This window comes from Aurantibrevibacter litoralis (assembly GCF_034651555.1).
GTDB classification, from domain to species: Bacteria; Bacteroidota; Bacteroidia; order Flavobacteriales; family Flavobacteriaceae; genus Aurantibrevibacter; species Aurantibrevibacter litoralis.
The window spans coordinates 124,630-147,813 of sequence record NZ_JAYEEQ010000004.1 but is presented as its reverse complement, the minus strand read 5'-3'; the positions used below and the strand labels follow the sequence as shown (position 1 = coordinate 147,813).

General features: G+C 39.3%; 12 protein-coding genes. 8 read left to right on the top strand and 4 right to left on the bottom strand.

Annotated features, from left to right (window positions below; genetic code table 11):
- The first annotated feature begins 104 nt into the window (after positions 1-104).
- On the top strand, positions 105-1,430 hold the full coding sequence (gene xylA / locus U1E44_RS05525) for a xylose isomerase (protein ID WP_322930055.1): 1,326 nt from the start codon (positions 105-107) through the stop codon (positions 1,428-1,430).
- A 120-nt stretch (positions 1,431-1,550) separates the two neighbouring features.
- Here xylA and U1E44_RS05520 read toward each other — a convergent pair whose 3' ends face one another.
- Complete coding sequence (locus U1E44_RS05520) at positions 1,551-3,203, bottom strand: solute:sodium symporter family transporter (RefSeq protein ID WP_322930054.1); 1,653 nt, start codon at positions 3,201-3,203, stop codon at positions 1,551-1,553.
- Between the two features lie 532 nt (positions 3,204-3,735).
- On the opposite strand from U1E44_RS05520, the gene U1E44_RS05515 reads away from it, so the two are divergent.
- The 5 genes from U1E44_RS05515 (at position 3,736) to U1E44_RS05495 (ending at position 13,480) form a co-directional block, all read left to right on the top strand.
- Positions 3,736-6,999 (top strand): VCBS repeat-containing protein, encoded by a 3,264-nt coding sequence (locus U1E44_RS05515; protein WP_322930053.1) that lies wholly within the window; start codon positions 3,736-3,738, stop codon positions 6,997-6,999.
- A complete protein-coding gene (locus U1E44_RS05510) occupies positions 6,992-10,243 on the top strand; it encodes a VCBS repeat-containing protein (protein WP_322930052.1) in 3,252 nt (1,083 codons plus the stop codon). Before U1E44_RS05515 ends, U1E44_RS05510 begins: the two co-directional genes overlap by 8 nt.
- Positions 10,244-10,369: 126 nt before the next feature.
- Entirely contained in the window at positions 10,370-11,719 is a 1,350-nt protein-coding gene (locus U1E44_RS05505) for a vanadium-dependent haloperoxidase (RefSeq protein WP_322930051.1), read from the top strand.
- An 8-nt stretch (positions 11,720-11,727) separates the two neighbouring features.
- Positions 11,728-12,621 carry a GyrI-like domain-containing protein gene (locus U1E44_RS05500; protein WP_322930050.1) on the top strand — a complete coding sequence of 298 codons (894 nt, stop codon included), beginning with the start codon at positions 11,728-11,730 and terminating at the stop codon, positions 12,619-12,621.
- Between the two features lies 1 nt (position 12,622).
- Positions 12,623-13,480 carry an NHL repeat-containing protein gene (locus tag U1E44_RS05495; RefSeq protein WP_322930049.1) on the top strand — a complete coding sequence of 286 codons (858 nt, stop codon included), beginning with the start codon at positions 12,623-12,625 and terminating at the stop codon, positions 13,478-13,480.
- Positions 13,481-13,502: 22 nt separating this feature from the next.
- On the opposite strand, the gene U1E44_RS05490 is transcribed toward U1E44_RS05495, so the two are convergent.
- The gene (locus tag U1E44_RS05490) at positions 13,503-17,147 is read right to left on the bottom strand and encodes a metallophosphoesterase (RefSeq protein ID WP_322930048.1); all 3,645 of its coding nucleotides are present in this window, start codon (positions 17,145-17,147) and stop codon (positions 13,503-13,505) included.
- A 223-nt stretch (positions 17,148-17,370) separates the two neighbouring features.
- On the opposite strand from U1E44_RS05490, the gene U1E44_RS05485 reads away from it, so the two are divergent.
- A complete protein-coding gene (locus U1E44_RS05485; RefSeq protein ID WP_322930047.1) occupies positions 17,371-18,561 on the top strand; it encodes a Pycsar system effector family protein in 1,191 nt (396 codons plus the stop codon).
- A 204-nt stretch (positions 18,562-18,765) separates the two neighbouring features.
- Here the strand turns inward: U1E44_RS05485 and U1E44_RS05480 are convergent, their stop codons facing one another.
- Positions 18,766-21,153 carry a GAF domain-containing protein gene (locus U1E44_RS05480; protein WP_322930046.1) on the bottom strand — a complete coding sequence of 796 codons (2,388 nt, stop codon included), beginning with the start codon at positions 21,151-21,153 and terminating at the stop codon, positions 18,766-18,768.
- 336 nt (positions 21,154-21,489) lie between these two features.
- On the opposite strand from U1E44_RS05480, the gene U1E44_RS05475 reads away from it, so the two are divergent.
- Positions 21,490-22,392, top strand: coding sequence for a metallophosphoesterase (locus U1E44_RS05475; protein ID WP_322930045.1), 903 nt, complete (start codon positions 21,490-21,492; stop codon positions 22,390-22,392).
- Between the two features lie 4 nt (positions 22,393-22,396).
- Here U1E44_RS05475 and U1E44_RS05470 read toward each other — a convergent pair whose 3' ends face one another.
- Positions 22,397-23,119 (bottom strand): energy transducer TonB, encoded by a 723-nt coding sequence (locus U1E44_RS05470; protein WP_322930044.1) that lies wholly within the window; start codon positions 23,117-23,119, stop codon positions 22,397-22,399.
- Between the last annotated feature and the right edge of the window lie 65 nt (positions 23,120-23,184).

Sequence of the window (23,184 nt, the reverse complement as noted above, 5' to 3'; positions counted from 1 at the left end):
AACGCTTGTAAAGGGATGGCACATGGTTCGATCCGGGAATCTAGGTTTTTGAAAGTCTTTTATAAAATCGAATTTTAAACAACAATTATAAACAATCACACATTATGGCACTTATCGGAGACAAAGAGTATTTTAAAGGAATAGGAGACATAAAATTTGAAGGAAAGGATTCAGACAATCCCATGGCCTTCAAGTATTATAATCCGGATCAGGTTGTGGCGGGGAAGACCATGCGGGAACATTTTAAGTTTGCCATTGCCTATTGGCATACGTTCTGTGGCGTAGGTGCCGATCCGTTTGGGCCTGGCACTCAAAACTTTGAATGGGATTCGTCATCAGACGCTATCACAGCAGCCAAAGAAAAGGCCGACGCCGCTTTTGAGTTTATTACCAAAATGGGCTTTGATTATTTCTGTTTTCACGATTTTGATTTGGTGCGCGAAGCGGCCACATTCTCAGAATCGGAGAAACGATTAGCTACGATTGTAGATTACATTAAAGAAAAAAAGAACGCCTCCGGTGTAAACCTATTATGGGGTACCGCAAATTGCTTTTCTAACCCCAGGTACATGAACGGAGCAGCTACCAATCCCGATTTTAATGTCCTTGCGCGCGCTGCCGGACAGGTAAAATTAGCCTTGGATGCCACCATAGCCTTGGACGGTGAAAACTATGTTTTTTGGGGAGGAAGAGAAGGGTATATGTCGCTCTTGAATACCGATATAAAAAGAGAATTAGATCATATGGGTAAATTTCTGGGTCTGGCAAGAGATTATGCCCGAAGTCAAGGTTTTAAAGGAAGTTTCTTTATTGAACCAAAGCCTATGGAACCTATGAAACATCAATATGATTTTGATGCTGCTACCGTAATCGGGTTTTTGCATCAATACGGTTTGCAAGACGATTTTAAATTAAATCTGGAAGTGAATCACGCGACCTTGGCCAGCCACACTATGGAACATGAAATGGCCATTGCGGCTGCGCACGGTATGTTGGGAAGTATTGATGCAAACCGTGGCGATTATCAAAACGGATGGGATACCGATCAATTTCCAAATAACATCAATGAAGTAACCGAAGCCATGTTGGTCTTTTTAAAGGCCGGAGGATTGCAAGGAGGTGGAATTAATTTTGATGCCAAAATTCGACGAAATTCGACCGATCTGGACGATGTGTTCCATGCACACATTGGCGGAGCCGATATTTTTGCCCGTGCTTTATTGATTGCCGATAAAATCATCACCTCATCACCTTATGATACGCTGCGCAAGAAAAGATACAGTTCTTTTGATTCCGGAAAGGGTGCTGCTTTTGAAAAGGGCGAATTAGATTTTAAAAATCTTTATGAAATAGCCAAGGAAAATGGTGAGTTAGAATTGCAAAGCGGTAAACAGGAATTGTTTGAAAATATTATAAATCAGTATATCTAAACGTTTGCTACAGACATTGCTAAAAAAAGGAACCCTACATGGGTTCCTTTTTTATTTTATAATTTAAAATGCCCACCTCAACGAGCCATCTTCACCTAACAAATTAAAACTCCCAAACCACTACTTAGCAAAATAGATGTAAATGGCAATTACGATGAAGACCACTAAAGCGCCAACTTGTTTTGCATATTTGTACGGTTCTATAGATACTTGTTTGGTGTATTCTAATACAAAGGGTTCTTTACGAGGATAAAATTTTCCGATGATGAGCATAATTGCAATATTTAATACAAAGAGCATTGCCATAATGTCTAAATAATGCGGATAGGCATCGGCCTGTATCAATTTCAATGCGGTCGGGTCTGTGATTCCGGACGCTTCTGCCTCCTCTAAAGCCGCTGCAACCCGGCTTGGTCCCAACCAAAACTGACTGATAATGTATAAGATGGAACCGGATAAAATCCCAATTTTTGCAGCAATAGCGGGTACTCTTTTGGTTAAATACCCTATAACGATGATGGTAAAAATAGGAATGCTGTAAATCCCGTTTATTTCCTGTAAATAGTTGAATAAGCTTCCTGCGTTTTCAATTAAAGGTGCTATGAACATGGCACCCAAAGCCAAACAAATACCGAATATTTTACCATAGCGTACCACCACCTTCTCCGAGGCTTCAGGATTGATATGTTGTTTATAGATATCTATACCAAATAACGTAACCGAACTGTTGAGTACACTATTGAACGAACTTAATATGGCACCGAAAAGCACAGCGGCAAAAAAGCCAATCAACGGCTTTGGCAGCACCTCTCGTACCAATTCGGGATAAGCCAAATCACTAGAGGCTAATCCGCCATCAAAATAATGATAGGCGATCATGCCGGGTAAGACCAAAATTAACGGCCCTAGAATCTTTAGAAAAGAAGCTAACAATAAGCCTTTTTGACCCTCAGCCAAGTTCTTAGCACCCAAAGCCCGTTGAATAATTTGTTGATTGGTGCCCCAATAAAAAAGCTGTACCAACATCATTCCGGTAAAAATGGTATGAAAAGGGACTTCCTGACCTTTTTCTCCAGTGGAATCAAATCGTTCAGGATTTGCGGCTATCAAATTATCCAGTCCTGTTAGCACATTGCCATCTCCAATAGCCATTAACCCGAACACGGGAATTAAAATGCCTCCAATAATAAGACCTATGGCATTAATGCTATCCGACACGGCGACTGCCTTTAAACCCCCAAAAACGGCATATATAGACCCTATAATGCCTATGCCCCAAATACAAATCACTAAAGCCGTAGATTTAGAAACATCCAAAAGCTCGGGAACATTAAACATTCCACTGATTGCTACGGATCCTGAATAGAGAATTACCGGCAATAGGACCACTACATACCCCGTTAGAAAAAGACCGGAAGTTATGGTTTTTGTCATGACGTCGAAACGCTTGGCTAAAAACTGTGGCACCGTGGTAAGGCCTCCTTTTAGATATCTGGGCAGTAGAAAAATAGCCGCTACCACCATGGCAATGGCTGCCAAGGTTTCCCAAGCCATCACCGACAGACCATCGGTATAGGCACTACCATTGAGCCCCACAATTTGCTCTGTAGAAAGATTGGTCAACAACAAGGATCCTGCGATGACTCCGGCCGTTAAACTGCGACCGCCTAAAAAGTAGCCATCAGAGGTGCCTTCGTCCGTTTTTCGGGTAGCAAAATAGGATATCACTGCTACGAGGAGTGTAAAGCCTACAAAAGAAAAAATTCCTAACATTTTATTAATTTGGTTTGTTTAGTTGCATAAATATATTGGATTATTTATTAAAAAAAGTAAAATCTGCGAATTATATAATCACAGCCTAGAAATTAGTGAACTGCACCGCTTAATCCAGGATAGATGCGGATACTAATCCCCATAAAATAAAGCGGTTTAGCATATTATTAGGGCTTATTAATTTTTCATTAATCTATTGCTCTGTAAGGATTTTGTACCTTGCGACTTCGTTTTTTAAGTCTGATTTAAGGGAATTCATAATGAGTCTAGACGATAACTGACCTATCTTTCTTAAAAAGGTGCATCGCTAACGTAACAAGGAATTGATAAAGAAAGGACAACAGACCATCAAAAGTTGTTGAACTTTTCAAGCCATAAGGTTTTATAAAACGATGAAGTAGTAACGATGAAATACGATCTAAGTATGCATGAGATATATTGCTTTTTAAATAAAAAAAGAGTTTTCTTTTTCACTATCCTTACTTTAGGTATCGCTTGCACTTCGAATAATGGTGACTTAACAGGCGGCGCTATGCCAGAATCGAATACGCTTTTTACACTTTTGTCTTCCGATAGTACCGGAATTGACTTTATCAATACAATTAAAAATCAGAAAGATTTTAACATTTTTAAATATCGCAATTTTTATAACGGTGGTGGAGTTGCTATAGGAGACATTAACAACGATGGATTGGCAGATATTTTTTTAACGGCCAATATGGGTGCCAATAAACTGTATCTCAATAAAGGAAACTTTGTTTTTGAGGATATTTCGGAAACTGCAGGGGTAAGCGGTAATAAGCCATGGTCTACCGGTGTGGTAATGGCAGACATAAATGGCGATGGTTTTCTAGATATCTATGTCAGTAATGCCGGGAATATGGAAGGCAACAATCATGACAATGACCTGTACATTAACAATGGTGACCTCACTTTTACCGAAAGTGCCCATGCGTATAATCTTGCTACCACGGGCTTTTCTACGCACGCTACTTTTTTTGACTATGACAAAGACGGCGACTTGGATGCTTATATTCTTAATAACAGTAATATTCCTGTAAGCAGTTTGGGCTATGCAGCGCAAAGAGAGGTTAGGGCACAGGATTGGGAAGGTGTCCCCGATATTTTTAAGGGTGTGGGTGATATGCTTTTGAGAAACGACAACGGTAAATTTGTAGATGTAAGTGAAGAAGCCGGTATTTACGGAAGCCTAATAGGTTTTGGATTGGGAGTAATGATTACAGACTTTAATGAAGATGGTTACTCAGATATATATGTCTCAAATGATTTTTATGAACGAGATTACCTCTACATCAATCAGAAAAATGGAACATTTAAAGAAGAAATCAAGGAACGTACAGGTCATTTAAGCCTCTCGGCTATGGGTATAGACATTGCAGACATTAATAATGACGGTCTAGTAGATATTTTTATTACTGATATGTTGCCCGAAGGCGATCAACGGGTAAAATCGGTTATGGAATTTGAAGGCTATGATATCTTCAAACTCAAGCAAAGTAAAGACTTTTTTCAACAATACATTCAAAATACACTACAACTCAACAATGGAAACGGAACCTTTTCAGAAATAGCACACTACAGCGGGGTAGCCAAAACCGACTGGAGCTGGGCAGGCTTATTTTTTGATATGGATAATGATGGTCTAAAAGACATCTATGTTACCAATGGTATAAATCATGATCTGACAGATTTGGATTTTGTAGATTTCTTTGCCAATGAAATTATTCAAAAAATGGCCCTTACGGGCAAAAAGGAATCTATAGACTCCATTATTAGTAAAATGCCTGTGAAGCCTTTGTCCAATTATGCCTATCGCAACAAAGGAGACTTAACTTTTGAAAATGACACCAAAAAATGGGGGCTTCATTTTCCTGGATTTTCCAATGGTACGGCTTATGGAGATTTAGATAATGATGGAGATTTAGATCTGGTCGTAAACAATGTAAATATGGAGGCATTTATATATCGAAACAATGCTGATAAAGAGACCCGTAATAATTTTATACGTTTACGGTTTGAAGGAAAAGACCGCAATAAATTTGGTGTTGGAACAAGAGTAAAATTATACTACAACGAGAACGAAATAGTTCAAGAATTAATGCCCTCCCGAGGATTTCAGTCCTCTGTAGATTATACTATGGCAATTGGGTTAGGAGCAACAGCAACAATAGACTCACTGAGAGTTATTTGGCCTAACGATCAAACACAGAAATTAATTGCTTTAAAGGCAAATCAAACACTAACTTTATATCAAGAAGATGCTCTGGAAAAGTTTGCGTTTATTAAGTCAAGCACCTCAAAAACACTTTTAAATGAAATAGCTCAAAATCAACTAATTACGCACCAAGAGAACACTTATAGCGATTTTGATTACGAAGGTCTCATCTCCAAAAAATTATCGCAAGAAGGGCCAGCGCTAGCCGTAGGAGATATTGATGGCGACGGCAACGAAGATGTTTTTATTGGGGGCGCAGCAGGGCAATCAGCTATGCTTTACTCCCATTTAGGAAACGGAAAATTAGCCCTAACTTCTCAGCCAGTTTTTGTAGAAGATGCTGATTATGAAGATACTGCGGCGGTATTTTTTGACGTTGATAATGATGGAGATGTAGATCTTATGGTGGGCGCCGGAGGTAATGAAGTGGGAGAGGAAAGAAAATATCGAATTCGATTATATCTTAATAATGGTCGTGGTAACTTCAGTCCTTCAAAAGTAACTTTCCCCACCACTAATGACAACATAGCAGTAATAGCGCCTTTTGACTTTAATGGGAATGGCTATGCCGATATTTTTGTTGGTTCCCGAAGTGTTGTAGGCACCTACGGTGTAGACCCAAAGCATTTATTTTTACAAAATAATGGAGACGGTACTTTTACAAACGCCACAGAGCGTTTTGCTTATGACACCAATACAGCAGGTATGATAACAGATGCCCAATGGGCAGACATAGATGGAGATGGCAAAAAGGATCTTCTAATAACCTCGGAGTGGGGAACCCCAAAAATATATAAAAACACAGGCAGAAATTTACGCAAATTACCGTCTACCCTAGATAGCCTACATGGTCTTTGGAACGTGGTTCAGGTCGCAGATTTAGATAATGACGGAGACTTGGATCTCATTTTAGGGAATCAAGGAAAAAATGTTCCTTATTATGGGACAACAGAATCCCCTATGAAATTATGGATAAATGACTACGACGGTAATGGCAGCATTGAGCAAATAATTTCGCAATCATTTAATGGACAAGACTATCCGCTACATCAAAAAAAGGAAATGACCACCCAATTAGTTTCTTTAAAAAAACAGGCTATAAAGGCCTCGGAATATGCTAAAAAAACAGTGGCAGAACTTTTTCCCGATGCCGTTTTTAATGCATCTATCCAAAAGTCTAATACTATTGCATCTTCCATTATCGCTATAAATGAAGGCAATGGCAATTTTACTGTAAAAGAGCTTCCTTATCGCACCCAATTATCTTGTATTTGTGCAATTGTATGTACAGATATTAACGGGGATGGTAATTTAGATTTACTCATGGGCGGTAATAACTTTGAATACAAACCCCAGTACTCAAGACAAGATGCCAGCTTTGGTCATGTGCTCTTAGGCGATGGAAATTTAAATTTTGAATGGCAGAATTATAACAGCAGTGGTTTTTTTGTGAAAGGAGAAATGAAGCATTTACAAAAATTCTTGGATAAAAACGGAAAACTGTTTTTTATTACCGCAATTAACGATGAGAAACCAAAGATTTTTACCCTGAATGAATAAATCTATACTTTTTTCGGCATGGCTTCTACTAATTTGTGCCAGTTGTGGCAAAAAAGAGGGTAGGCTATTTGTAAATCCTACTCCGAAAGAAACAGGAATTACATTTATAAATAAACTAAGCGATACAGAAAACCTGAACATTTTAGATTATCTCTATTTTTACAATGGAGGAGGTGTTGCCATTGGAGATATTAATAATGATGGTTTGCCCGATATTTTTCTCTCAGGAAACCAAGTAAAAAATAAGCTTTACTTAAATAAAGGAAACCTTCAGTTTGAAGATATTTCTGAAAGTGCAGGAGTAACGGGAAACAGTAGTTGGAACACTGGTGCGATCATGGGAGATGTTAATGGGGATGGTTTTTTAGATATTTATGTTTGTGCTGTAGTAGGTATTAATGGATTTAATGGGCATAATGAACTATATATAAATAACGGGGATACTACTTTTACAGAAAGTGCGGGAAAATACGAACTTGACTATGATTCATTTAGTTCCTCTGCCGCTTTTTTTGACTATGATGGCGATGGCGATTTGGATATTTACCTACTTAATCATGCGGTGCATACGCAAGATTCTTATGGCACAGTTGATCAACGACTTAAAAGAAATTATCAAACGGGAGACAAGCTCTTACGCAACGACAACGGTAAGTTTATAGATGTAAGTGAGGAGGCTGGAATTTTTGGCGGAGTAAATGGGTATGGTTTGGGTATTGCGGTTGCTGATTTTAATATGGATGGCTGGCCTGATATTTATGTAGGCAATGATTTTCATGAAGATGATTTTTATTATCTTAATAACGGTAATGGCACCTTTACAGAAAGTTTGCGCCAATACTTTGGCCATACATCAAAGTTTTCTATGGGAAATGATGTGGCCGATATTAACCATGACGGGTGGCCAGATTTACTCTCTTTAGATATGCTACCGGAAGATGAAAACGTTTTAAAAGCCTCTCAAGGCGACGAGAGTATTCAAATTCAAAAACTGAGAACGGAAAGATTTGGCTACTACTACCAATACACCCGGAATATGCTCAATATTAATCAGCAAAATTCCCCTTATCTAGAAACTGCCTTATTGAGCGGCGTAGCTGCAACAGATTGGAGTTGGAGTGCGCTCTTTGGGGATTACAATCAAGATGGAGAACAGGATATTTTCATTTCCAGTGGTATCCCAAAGAGACCCAACGACCTTGATTTTATCAACTTTGTTTCTAACGAACAAATTCAAAAGAAAATAAATAACACCAAGCTTATGGATCAGCAGGCATTAGATCTAATGCCTCGGGGAAACACCTCTAATCAATTTTTTCAAGGAATAGGAAACCTTGCGTTTCACAACCAAACCGGAACATGGGCTTCCTTAGACATAAATTCTTCGGGAGCCACCGCAATGGGAGATTTGGATGGCGATGGTGATTTGGATATTGTTACAAACAATGTGAACCATACTGCGACCGTGTACAAAAATGTAACGAACAAACAAGCCAATTATCTAAAACTTAAATTTTCCCTAGCAGGTAAAAATACTTTTGGAATTGGAACCAAAGTATTTTCTTATCATAAGGGTATATTGCAATACAAAGAATTATATACCACAAGAGGTTTTCAGGCATCCTCAGAACCAATAATTCATTTTGGTTATGGCACAGAAAGCGAGGTAGATTCTATCAAAATTGTATGGCCAGATCGTTCCTTTCAGGTTATTCGGAATGTAGCCGTAAACCAAACGCTTACGCTGTCGCCCGAAAACGTCGCGCCTTTTAACTATACTACGCTTTCTACTACCACTAAAAAACTTTTTTCAAAAGTAAATCATACTCTTGGAATTGATTATAGCCATGTTGAAGACGGCTATGTAGATTTTAATCGGCAGCCGCTGATTCCCTTCCAATTCTCAGATCGTGGCCCTGCTACCGCTCTTGGCGACCTCAATAATGATGAAAAAGTTGATGTTTTCTTTGGAGGATCTAAATTTATTCCCGCTAAGGTTTATGTTCAAAAGGACTCCGTCTTTGAGGCATTTCCAATGCCCGAAATAGAAAAAAACGCTATTACTGAAGACGTTATTGCACTTATAGGGGACTTTGACCTAAATGGTCAAAATGATATCCTTATAGGAACGGGTGGTGCCGATTTTTATGGTCGCATGGATCCTTTAAAGGACAGCTACTTTCTGCAAAAAGATGGTATTTTTGTTGCTTCAGAGTTTCCTGAATATTTTGAAAACGCTTCGGTTTTAGCACCTTTTGATTTTAACGGAGACGGCTTTGTGGATGTTTTTGTAGGCAATCAAATGGTGTCCGGTGATTATGGTAAACTACCTGAATCCTTTCTTTTAGAAAATAATCAAGGGCATTTTTCTATTGTAGAAAATTCCGATTTTAAAAAGTTGGGTATGGTAACCGATGCGGTTTGGGAAGATTTTGATGGCGATGGGGTTAAGGATTTAATTGTTGTTGGAGAATGGATGTCGCCAAAATTTTTTAAGAATAATAATGGCAAGCTTGTTCTGACCAATGTTTTACGACAACCGCTAAATGGACTTTGGCAACGTATCATTACTTTCGATATAGATCAGGATGGCGATATGGATCTTCTTCTTGGCAACTGGGGGACAAACTCAAAATTTAGGGCTTCGGAAAAAACCCCCTTAAAAATGTATTATTCGGACTTCGATGGAAACGGTAACTCGGAAACCGTGGTGGCTATACATAAAAAAGGAGGCTACTATCCTTTAGAAGATTTTGAAAATCTTTCTGGGCAAATGCAATGGTTAAAAAAGAAATTTAACACTCATAAAAGCTTTGCTGGAAAAGTCGTAGAGGAAATTTTCAACAAAAAACAATTGGATCAGGCTACTTTATTTACCGTCAACGAAATACGATCGGGCTTTTTAAAAAATGAAGATGGAAAATTCACTTTTGTGCCCTTTCAGCCCGAATTACAAGTGTCGCCCATAACGGCTTTTGTGAAATATGATTTTGATGGAGATGGCAAAGAAGACGTACTGGCGGCCGGAAACTATTTTGGGGTGAAACCACTCCATGGCAGGTTCGATTCTTTTCCGGGTGCACTAGTAAAAGATCAGAATTCCGTAATTTTAGGGCATAAAATTGGGCTGGAATTAGCACATAAGTCGGTCCGTCATTTAAATATGATTACCTTAAATAACACAAATTACCTGTTGGTAACCGTCAACAACGACAAAGTACAGGTATACCTCTTAGAACACTAAAGTAAAGTGTCATGAAACAAGCCGTGCTAAAAGGGGTAACACTCAAGAGAATGATTTTTGGCGAGTTCTATTCCTGTGCTGAGCGCAGTCGAAGCATCACCGATTTAATAAAATAAATAGAAACACATGAAAAATTATTGTATCATCATCGCAATCGCAGTACTCGCTTCCTGCAGAGCACCAGAACGAAACGAGGCCATAGACATTACCCCGGCACAATACCATACTGCGGTAGACAAGGTTACCGAAATCATGATTCATGATATCTTTTCGCCCCCTGTGGCAAGTAGGGTCTATGTATATCCCAATATCGCTGCATACGAAATTGTAGCTTTAGAAAACGAAGCATATGCGTCTCTAGAAGGTCAAGTATCAGGGCTTTCACCCATTCCGAAACCTGCTGCCGGAACCCAAATAAACTATCCTTTAGCAGCACTGGTGGCGCATATGGAGTTGAGCAAGCAGTTGATCTTTTCAGAACAACGGTTGGAAACGTTTCGAGATAGTTTGTACGGGGTTTGGGAACCTAAAAACCCAAAGCTTTTTGCAGTTTCCAAGGATTATGGCCTTCAAGTAGCAGCCCACATTGGGGAATGGATGGATAAGGATAACTACAAGCAAACAAGGACGATGCCAAAATTTACAGTAGATTCGGACAACCCCTCCCGATGGCAACCCACGCCACCGGCTTATATGGACGGTATTGAACCGCATTGGAATAAAATTAGACCTTTTTTGCTCGATTCTGCGGCACAATTTAAACCCGAACCACCACCACCGTTTTCTATGGAAAAGGGTTCTGTATTTTATAAAGAAATTCAAGAAGTATATGACATAAGTATGGAAATTACCCAAAAAGGTGATGACTCCGAAGAAATTGCAATTGCACAATTCTGGGACTGTAACCCCTATGTGTCAGTAAATAGGGGGCATTTAATGTTTGCTACTAAAAAAATTACACCGGGCGCACATTGGATGGGAATTTCAAAAATAGCCTGTATAAAAACCAATGCTGATTTTGATCGAACGATCTATGCCCAAACAAAAACAGCCATCGCTATTGCGGATGCTTTTATAAGCTGCTGGGATGAAAAATATCGGAGCAACCTCATACGGCCCGAAACACTAATAAACCAGCATATAGATGACAACTGGCAACCTGTGCTGCAAACACCTCCATTTCCGGAGTACACCAGCGGTCATAGCGTGGTATCCGGTGCGGCATCAACCGCATTAACCAGTATTTTTGGCGATAATTTCGCCTTTGATGACGATACTGAAATTCCTTACGGACTGCCCATTCGTTCCTTTGCTTCTTTTAAAGAGGCGGCCGACGAAGCAGCCATCAGTAGAATGTATGGTGGCATTCACTACCGCGCCGCAGTAGAGGTAGGCGTAAAACAAGGGCGAGATTTGGGCGATTTTGTGGTTAGCAAATTACAAATGGAAAAGAACACGAATCTAGTCTCCAATTAGTAAAACGTATGAAAAAAATTGTGCTGTATAGCCTGTTGGTAGTAGTAGCAATAAGCCTTATTTGGTATTTATTTTTAAAACCTTATGATTATTTGGTCGGATTTTCTGTAATAGCTAGTCCGGGAACCATAGAACAAAGTATTAAACAATGGGGTGCCGATTTGGAAAACGCAAAGTTTATCGACCCAAAAAATAAAAATAACATAACCCAGCAATTTAATTTTAACGACTCCATACACCGCTATAAATGGGAAATAAAACGACTAAACGACTCCCTCACCCGAGTAAATATCTTCGTAAAAGATATTGACAACTCCCTTTATAATCGTATTTTTCTTCCGTTCTCTGAACCTGTTTTTGAAAAGCGCACAAAAAACACTTTGTATGATTTTCATAAAAAGTTAAAAGGACATTTGGATAATTTTAAGGTGACCATCGTTGGTGAGGACATGCTGAGTCCCACGTTTTGCGTTTATGTATCTCAAAAAGGATTACAGATAGAAAAGGCAAAAAAAATGATGCATGACTATCCGCTCTTAAATCAGATTGTAGCAAATAACAATATTGAACCCAATGGTCCGCCAAGGATAGAAGTGACTCGATGGGATATGGAAAACGATAGTATCATTTTCGATTTCTGTTTTCCTATTCTAAAAGGAGACAGCCTGCCATATCACCCCGAAATTAAATATAAAAATCTTAAAGGCCGAAAAGCTTTAAAGGCAATCTATAACGGAAATTACGTTACATCTGACAGAGCTTGGTATGCCTTACTTGATTATGCCAAAGAAAAGGGGTATGAGGTTGAAAACGCTCCTGTTGAAATATTTTACAACAATCCGAATTATGGCGGTGATGAGCTCAACTGGAAAGCCGAGATTTTCTTACCTCTAAAACCCTAAGATGAATAAATTTTCCATCCTTCTGAGTAGTGTTATTCTATTGTGTTCGTGTTCTAATTACGGGCAGTTGCAAATAGTAGCAGACCTACCTTCCATGCTTAAAGAAAATTCGGGGATGGCTGCCTACGGAGATAACACGGTCTGGCTTATTGAAGATAGTGGCAACAAGCCCGAAATGTACCAGGTAGACTTTCAGGGCAACATTCTTAGGACGCTATTGGTTAAAGGTGCTACTAACAAAGATTGGGAAGATCTTGCTCAAGATAAGGAAGGTAATTTATATATTGCAGATACCGGCAATAATAACAATTCGCGCAAAGATCTCGTTATTTACAAAGTAGGTAATCCAACGCATGAAAAAGGAGCTAAAATAGCAGCCGAAAAAATTGAATTTTGGTATCCGGAACAGAAAAAATTTCCACCCAAAAAGAAACATTTACGCTATGATGCAGAAGCTCTTTTTCACCATAAAGATCACCTGTTTCTTATTACCAAAAATAGATCAAAACCCTTTACCGGTGAGGCTTTTGTGTACAAAATACCAGCCGCTATAGGAAATCACAAAGCAAAACGCATAGGAAAAATAACTACTTGTCTCGATGAAAATAGGTGTAAGGTTACCGGGGCAGACATATCTCCGGATGAAAAAACCGTAGTGCTACTGGGAAACGGGATACTTTGGGTATATACCGATTTTAACGAAGCTGATTTTAATACCGGAACACAGCGCACAATAGACTTACAAACTGCAAGCCAATTAGAGGCGATACGGTTTTTAAATGATTCTACCTTGCTACTTTCCGATGAACGCATAGGGCCTCATGGCGGTAATTTATATACGTATACGCTTAAAAAATAATGTATTTTAGGTACTATGGGTACTAAAATCCAAAGCCCAAGCCAAAGAAAAATCGCAACCCATCATCACTGCCAAATAATCCGAAGTTAGCCGAAAGCAAATCTGCACCATTCACAAAAAATCCGCCTCCATAGGAGGTATGCCAAATCTTAGATTCCAAATTAGGTTGCCAAACCCGCCCATAGTCGAAACCGCCGTAAAGACCCAGCGTAACCGGTACTATTTCTGTACGCATTCTTCGCAAACTATAGCGGATGTCGGTATTCTGATAGTACGATCTTTTTCCGGTAAAGCGTTGATTTCGAAATCCGCGCAAGCCATCGAACCCACCAATACTGGCACCTTGGTAAAATTCGAAACCATCGCCAATGTTGATATGTCCTTTCCACTTGGAGGCAAGCACCAATCGGCCATCCGGCGCCAATTTATAATCTATGGAAAAGCTGGGTACTACATACCCAAAACTTTGTTCGCCTTCTCCTATTAGCGCCTTATAGCCCAACAACAAGGAGGCCGACATTCCTTTGGTTGGGAAGGCTTTGCTGTCGGCATTGGCAAAGGAATAGGCCACTTCGCTACCTAAAAAGCTCTTTCTGCTATCTGCGCCATTTTCTAAATAAAACGTATTAATAAACCGATCTTCGGTTTCTTCTACCTCAATAGTTTCGGCTACAAAACCCAGCCTAAGCTTTCCGCCCATTTGTCCGCGCCAAACCAAGGAAGGTGTTAATTGCCAGGTTTGTATGCGCACTCGGTTAAAATCGAGTCCAAGATCATCGTCAAAATTTTCTGTTTCATTGCCAAATCCAAAGAAATTAACACTAAAATTGGGGCTGGTAAACCGCGCACCTATTTCCAAGTTTAGATTTTCAGATAAGTTGGCAAATTCCCCTTTGTATGTAAGATCAATGCCATTGGTGGCAAAATAAAATAAGGCACTAAAGGTGTGTTGCTGAGTAAACGGATTTTGCCTAAAACCATTAAACGTGTACGTATTGGTTAGCCCCAATCTAACCCCATCATCCGGATTAAAGCCGATAGCGGGCACCACTTGATTGTTAGAACTTCGAATTTGCAAAGGTCTATAGGTGTTGGTTTCATAATCATCGGTAAGGACTACTCGGGCACCTTCTGTATTTACAAAGGTATTTTTTTTGGTCTTGTAATCATAGACCACGGTTTTATGTCCTACAGGCAAATCATAAGTGTCGTTGTTTTGCCCTCCAATCAATCGTATTTTTATGCCGGTTCGGTTCGCTTTCTGCATTTCAAAATGATCTGTATCATCTAACCCATAAACCCAAATTTCTTTCGTTTCTTTAGAAGTATAGGTTTTTCTGAAAAATTCGGTATCCTTTATTCCCTTAATGATCCTATATCCTACCACTTCTATTTCATTTTTTGAAATTGGATTTATTTGAAACCAGTCGTCTTTATCTGTACCCGTTACTATGGCGTATTTGTTCAAAATTTTGAAATAAGTTAATGCGGTTTTCGCTATGGATTTCTTTCTGGCCCATAAGATTTGTTTCAATTCATGTGCGGTGGTATCATTTACTTCTGCAGGCAACGCTTCAAAAGCGTCATCTATGACCTGCATTGTCAATTTTTCCTTAATAAAATTGGCTTCATCAAGCCACTCACTACGCGTAGTTTCCGATAGGGCAATAAGGTCTAAGGCATAGGTTAGGGGAGAAGAGTTATATCCTTTTACATTTCTGATTTCTTCATGAAAACCCTCGAAAATGCGTAGTGGAGGACTAATGCGGGTAGCGAGATTCATAAACGCACCGTCTCCCCATCTGGAATAAACCTGGTCCCTGTCTCTTGGAATAGGTTTGTAAATAATAGTACCGCTCTCTTTGTCTTCATACTCTCCCCAACGCCACTGATCTACATGGCGATCCCAATCGCCCAGAGCCATATCAAAAAGGCGCGCTCTTAGATAGGCACGCTGATCAATTCGATATTTTTCGTCTTCTCTAATATTTTCTAATACTTTGTCCGTATTTTTAATTTCTTCCATATATCCAAAGCTAGCCAATGTGCCATGACCGTCAGACACCTGCTCTTCCAAATAATAAAGTTCGTCACCAAATTCTGCATTAAATTCTTTTAAAGCTTTTTGTTTGGGTATGTAGTACAACTTGGGATTGGTGTGGTAAATGCCGAGTGCTGCCGATAATTTGGGAATGGTAAGTAATCCATAAGGATGTGCCCCTGTATAAAAGTCTAATAACAAACCTTCCGTATAGGTGTTCTTGAAATCACCAATAATGTATTGTTCTTTAAAAGCCACGGCTTGCAAATACCTCTCGGCACTTTTACGAACGGCTCGCATTACATACTCCTTGCCGGATTTATGCCCAAGGCGTAAGGATTTAGATTGATTACCGCCACCCTTGTGTAAGGGTACGAGACCTCCAAAAAGCGTATCGAGATCTACGGTTGGCGCTTCCACTTCCATGCCGTAGTATTTTCGGTAGCGGTCGCCCCAAAAATAGGTGTGAAAACCAGATTTATCGATCTCATTTGGTGTGTATATTGTGGCTTTTACTGCCTTAGGAAATGTGTTTGGATACGCCTGTACAATGGTTTTTTTAGTGGCCGGAAGCACTTCGTCCCGAAACAATAGCTGTTCATTACCATCTTCGCCAACACCGTAGAATACAATATCAGAGGCTCCATCCGCATAAATTTCTAAAACAGCGTACCCCATTTGCCCAGAAGCAAATCGACTACCGTTCAATAAACGTACCGGTCCTTTTTTGGCACCTGCTCCGCTTACAATTTGCGGGGTGTTATTTTCAACAATATATTGCAATGTATGCTCATGACCCGAAACCAAAATGACTCTTTCGGAATATTGAGCCAAAGTAACTAATCTGTTCTTAAGTTCGCGGTAGCGGACGTTATTAAGATCGGTTCGCGAAGCCCCGGTCGTTTCTCTAAGGACGTTAATGATTGAGCCTAAAATGGGCAAAGGAACCGTGTTGTGACCCGGGTATAATTGTTGTTTTAAAGAGAATTCACCTCCGTGATTGCCATAACTGAACATCGGGTGATGCATGGCGATTAGTGTGGTCTTATCGCGATTGTCTTTTATCTTATCTTCTAATTCTAACATAAATTTTTCCCGGCTTTTTATATCGCATTCATCATTCATGGTAGGATGCTTATCCCAGTTTGTTAAATACCATTCTGTGTCTAAGAAAATAACGGCGATATCGTCATTGATGTCTAGCACGGTAATGGGGCAACCATCTTCCGGAAGAAACGTATTTTTTTTCCCCAATCTTTTCTGTAGGTATTCCTGTTGTCGTTCTAATCCTTTCAGTCCGTTAGCATACCAATCATGGTTGCCCGGAATAAAAATAGGCTTCCCTTTAAAACCCTCTAATGTTTTTAATTGTGCGTCCAGATGATTTTTGGCCAAGGCATACTCTTTGGGAGCATCCTTTTTATCGGGTAAGCCTGCCGGATAAATATTATCTCCTAAAAACAATGCGGTGCTGTTGCTGTCTGCATCTTCTAATTTTTTTCTAAAGATTTGTAGGGCTTCGTTTATAGAGTCCATAGGCGATAGCCCGGCGTCACCAATTAAATAAAACGTATGTAATGGTTCCGAACTACGACTATTTGTTTGCGGCGGCATTGGTGTTGCCATCTTGGAGTGGTACGTAGCGCAACCCAGAAATAAAAAGGAAATTAGGATAACTAGATAATATTGTTTTTGTGACATAGCGTCTGTAAACTATTGATAATTAAATTTTTGCGTGTATTTTAAAGAATGCGAGATTATGAATCTCACTAAAAAAGCCATTCGGGGCATGCAACTTGACAGGTTGACTATAAATTTTTGTAACTTGGATTAATCTAATTTAGTTCTTATGTCGGAAATCATTGAAAAAACTAAAACGTACGTAGTCAAATTATTGACCGAAAATTTGGATGCCAAATACCTTTACCATAATCTAAGACATACGCAGCGGGTTGTTAAAAATACGGAAGAATTCATCAATTTTTATAATTTAAGCGGAAAAGAAAGGGAAGAATTACTCTTAGCTACGTGGCTTCATGATATTGGTTATATCAAAGGCCACGAAGCGCATGAAAAAAGCAGTTGTTCCTTAGCGAGTGAATTTTTGACTTCCCAAGGATACACAACAGAGGCCATTGAGCGGATATGTGCTTTAATTATGGCCACCAAACACCGTCATGAACCTAAAGGATTGCTACAGGAGATTATAAAAGATGCCGATTCGTCGCATTTGGCAAAAAAGAGTTATTTGGAAACTTCCGAGCTTTTGCGACAAGAGTTGGATCTTTTGGGAATTGCATCGTACAGTCCAAGGGAATGGCGCAAAGAAAATATCAAAATGTTTCGCGAAGATCACCGTTTTTACACAGAATTTGCCAAAACAAACTGGGAAGAAGGAAAACAGCAGAACTTAAAAATTCTTGAAAAAACGGAAGCTGCAACCAAAAAACTGATTAAAAAGGAAAAGCTAAAAGTAAAATTAAAGAATGAAAGTCCGGAACGAGGCATACAAACCATGTTTCGGGTAACCATGCGAAACCATTTAAAACTGAGTGATATTGCAGATACAAAAGCCAATATCTTACTCTCGGTAAACGCCATTATCATTTCTTTGGTACTGGCCAATCTTATTCCGAAATTAGACAATCCTTCGAACAATTATTTAATTTACCCCACGATTATTTTTATCGTTTTCAGCACCATTTCTATGGTACTATCCATTTTGGCCACGCGTCCTAATGTAACCCGAGGCGAGTTTACCAAGGAGGATGTAGTAAATCGTAATGTGAATCTATTGTTTTTTGGAAATTTTCATAAAATGGGACTTTCCGAATATGAATGGGCTATTCAGGAATTAATAAAGGATCAGGAATATGTGTACAAATCTTTAATAAAAGATCTTTATTTTTTAGGCAAGGTTTTAGATCGAAAATATCGGATTTTGCGAATAACCTATACCATTTTCATGACAGGGATTATTGTATCGGTCATCTCTTTTGGGATTGCATTTAAATATTTTGGCCCTGTTCGAATTTTGTAATACCCTTCAATCTAAAGATTCCCCGACCCTTGGGTCGGGGTTTCCTATTTACCTCTCCTTTGGAGAGGTCGGAACTGTCTTTTTGCAGTTCCGGGTGAGGTGAAAAATACAAAATTTCGGTTTTTGGCCCAAAGGCCAAAATGAAACTGGCGAAATACCCCTATGACTTGCCTCGGGGATAGTCAGTTTCAAGAAATTTTTTATTCAAAACTTTAATTCGTCCATTAAATCTTGATAGCTATAGGTCTTAGCGGTCACTTTGTTATCCGCATCACTTAGGCTATACAAAATTTCTACACGGATGGCTTTTAAACCACTAACGCCCTGCAATCCATCTAATTCTACAATCTCCAGGTGGTTGCCCAAATAGCCCTTGGCCTTTAAAAATTGAATATAGCGCAGGTATTCTAATTCGTCTTTTTTTTGGGAATAGACAATGGCTAATTTTCCGGGTTGCGAAAGTCGTTCTGTAGTTCCTTTAATGTACGACTTGTCTATTCTTTTTTTGATCACTTCATACCTGGCGTTGTACGTACCATCGACATCAAATCGTTTTTCATCCATTCTAAAACGGATAGACAAGGAGGTATTGTACACCAGAATCAAAGAGGTTACATCTAATTGAATGGGTAGTTTTGATTTTAACGTATAGTAGGCATTTTCCATTTCGCAAATTACCTGCAATTGCCATAATCTTAAATTGTTAATGAACAACGGGTTAAAATCGTTTTTTTGAGTGATGGCATTCCCAATATACATATTGTGTTCTACCCCATCCGTTTTAAAACGCTCGAAATAATGAGGATACATGGCTTGGGCTTCAACCTGTCTTTTATCTAAGATGGACGCCAGCTTTTTATTGATCAGCATTACACTTTCATCGTAATTCCGTCTGTGGTCGTAATAAGATTCTGTTCCTGAGTCGATATGCGATTCATAGGTTTCAATCATTTCTCTGATTGTCTCATCCATGTCTTTCAAATGCTCAAAGACAGGATTGATTTCATCTTTTACAAAGTCAAAAATAGCCTGTTCACTATTGGTGTGCAGCACTTCTTTAATAGCATCAATATGATTGCCTACCCTAAACATGAGCTCCTCGTATACGGGCAGCTTGTAATTATGCCATGCTGTTGACAAAATATGGTTTATTTCAGACAGTTCAATCATTAAATCGCGCTGTATGGCCTTGTTTCGCGCCTGAGAAGAACCGGAAATATCGGTTTGTCCGTAAAGAGGGTATACATTTTTAAACGCAATTTCCTTAAAAGAGGGTTGGCCACCACCTTGTTCCTCTAGGATGAATCGTTTGGCCTCTTGCTGAAAATGCCAATATACCGCCGGGTGTACCGAGGTGCACTCCTTTTGTATAATAGCGTCGATTAAATTTTCTTCTTCTATTTTACTACGCTGTACCGCCGATGCTATAAAGGGCATTACATCTAACAGCTTGGTAGCATTAATACTATTAAGAGCGTTTACTTTTTTGGAAACCAGTTCTAAAACCCCAAGTAATTGACCTTCTTGTACCACAGGCGCAAAAATAGCACTCTTGACCCCTTTTTGGAACAGATTTTTATAGGGTGCTTTCCCTTGGGAAAGTTCATAGTATTTTTCTACATCGGTGATAATATAGAACTTTTGTTGATGCAGCAAGGTGTCATAAGAGGAATTGCATAAAAGCTTATGACAGCCATCGGTTTCAGAGTCGCACAAAAGATAACTATCCATATCCTTATCGTGCGCTCGTTCAAAGCTGTCTAATTTAGGGTTGTATACGGCAAAACCTACTTTAATATCGGGCATGGCAAAGAACGACCGAAAGGTTTCCTCAATATTTTTTAAAAAATTCTCATTGCGCCATTTGCTATTGGCAATTAAACTCGATTTTATTTCCGAAATGGAATGTTCTGCGGTAACATCAAACATATTTGATATTACAAATCCTCTGGCGATATAGCTTCCCGGTGGGAATTTTTCCTTCCAAAGGGCTAAATTATCTTGATTTTCTAATAATTCATCAATATCTTCCGGAGTAAGCGGTATAGCTTTCTCGGTAGGAAGTATTTCCATAAAATCGGCGTTATACAAGATGCGATAATGCCTTGTTACCCCATTTCTATCGGGGATGCTATAAAAGTATGGTCTTTTAAAATCCAATTTATAGCCATAGTAAAAATTTAGAATTACGGTACAGGCCATAATATAGTCCGGACCGTGCTCTTGATTGCTAATCTTTGGTTCAAAATTGGGACCGGCTTCTGCAAGAATTTGTTGAAAACGCTTAGATCCGTTAAAAATGACATTGTTATAAGGAAGCGCAGCCACCTTTATCTCATTCTCCTGCAACAATTCGGAAAAGGTATCTTGTAAGATAACACGAATAACATCGGCATGCGTATCTAGTATCCGCAGATCGGTAAAGCCTTCGCGAAGTTCAGGATAGGGCGCTTGCATCTCTAGTATATGGCGTGCCCTTCTACTCCAAAACACATCACTGCCCTTGGCCAAATGTTCGTATCGCTCTACTAACTTATTAAAGCTAATGAGTTGTTTTATAGGTAATTCTATTTCGTCGTAGTTTTGTTTCATGTGATTATATGTATTGATTTTCAATGGTCACATGGAACACCCCAAAGAATCATTGCCCTGTCTGCAATTTTTTTACATGGGTGTTTCATTTACAAAAAATCCTCCCCCTAATTATAGGGCTTTCTGCTTTACTTCCGATCCCGTAATTTCGAGAGGGGCGCCGTGTACAGTCTTTTTAATTGTGCACCATCCTGTACCATTGGGTCAGGGTATGGGCTGTTGTACAAACTAAGTCCGATTTCCGGTTTCAAAATTACAAAAGAATAATCATTTTTTTTGTCCCCGCCAAAGGAATCAAATTGGATACTTTTTTAGATATTTAAACAAATTTTTACCATGTCTTCTAATTTTAGGTTGTCCAGAGCTTTTAAAAATGCACTTGTTGTGCCTTTTGATGATTCTTCAAAATTTATTCTGTTTAGTGATTGTCATAGGGGGGATAATAGTTTTGCCGACGATTTTGCTAATAACAGAAATATCTATTTCCATGCGTTGACACATTATTTCACCGAAAATTATACCTATGTAGAACTTGGTGATGGCGACGAACTATGGGAAAATTTGAATTTCGAAAGTATTTTTGAAGCCCATAAAAATGTATTTCAATTATTGAAACGGTATCACCAGCAAGGGCGACTGCACATGATATGGGGTAATCATGACATGGTGTACAAAGATCCGGATTACGTAAAAAAGAACCTATCCCATTATTTTGAACCGATAGATAATGATGTTAAGGAACTTTTTAAAGATATTACGTATCATGAAGCTATCGTACTTAAACACAAAGAGAGTGGCCAAGAGTTGTTTTTAACGCACGGTCACCAAGCTGACTGGTGGAACTATACCTTTTGGCGATGGGGGCGATTTTTAGTGCGAATTCTTTGGAAACCCCTTCAGGTTTGGGGCATTGCAGATCCTACTAGTCCGGCAAAAAACTACAAAGAACTCATAAGGATTGAAAAACGTATAAAAAAATGGATTTTGCTAAACCGGCTAACGCTCACTATTGTGGGTCATACCCATCGCCCTCGATTTCCTGCTCCGGGAGAAATCCCCTTTTTTAATGATGGAAGCTGTGTGCATCCAAGAAGTATTACAGGTATTGAGATCGCAGACGGCACTATAGCCCTCATAAAATGGCAAATTGCAACGAAAGAAGATGGCACGCTACAGGTAGTTCGCATTTTACTGGAAGGGCCACGACCTTTAAAGGAGTATAAAAGTTCTGTATCATAAGGCATTACATCATTCTAAAAGTTATGGGCAAACTATAGGGTACACTAACCGCCTTGCCGCGCTGTAACCCGGGTTTCATTTGTGGGAGCAGGGCAATAATTCGTTTGGCTTCGTTTTCAAGAGATTTGTCGGGCCCTCGGGTCTTTATATGCTGTATATAACCTTGTGCGTTTATGCTAAACTGTACATATACCTTTCCTTGTATTCCAAGCTCCAAAGCGCCTTCCGGATATTTAAAATGCGTTTTCACATGTTCTCGTATTTTTGCGTTAAAACATGTCTTTCTGTCGGCTTTAGGTAGCGCTTCACAGCCGGGAAAAACAGGTGCCTCCTCTACCACGGCAAAGGGTACAAAAACTTCTTCATCCTCCTCTGCCAAAACAATGTCTTCTACGTGTATGACGCGGGTATCTACAACGGCTTCCTGATTGGATTCTGTACTCTGAATCACTGTTTCTTCGACATCTTCTATATCTTCCACAACGGTTATAATTTCTGGAGTAAGAGGCACATCCGGTGGTGGTGTTACGATGCTAACATCTGAAGGGGAAACCTCTTCCGTGAGTTCATCTATGGGTGCTATCTGCGGGACAACCGAAATTGGGGAAGGGTAGGATTTGTATTCTAAAGCCCGCCAAGTTATAAAAAGCGAAACAACAAGTCCTATAGCGAAGAATAAACCTCGATAGCGGTTTAAATCGGCCTTTGGGTGCTTCTTGAGTTGCATGGCAGTACGTATTAATCCCTTGAAGATAAATACTATAGGGTCAAAATCAAATGATATTTGTCATG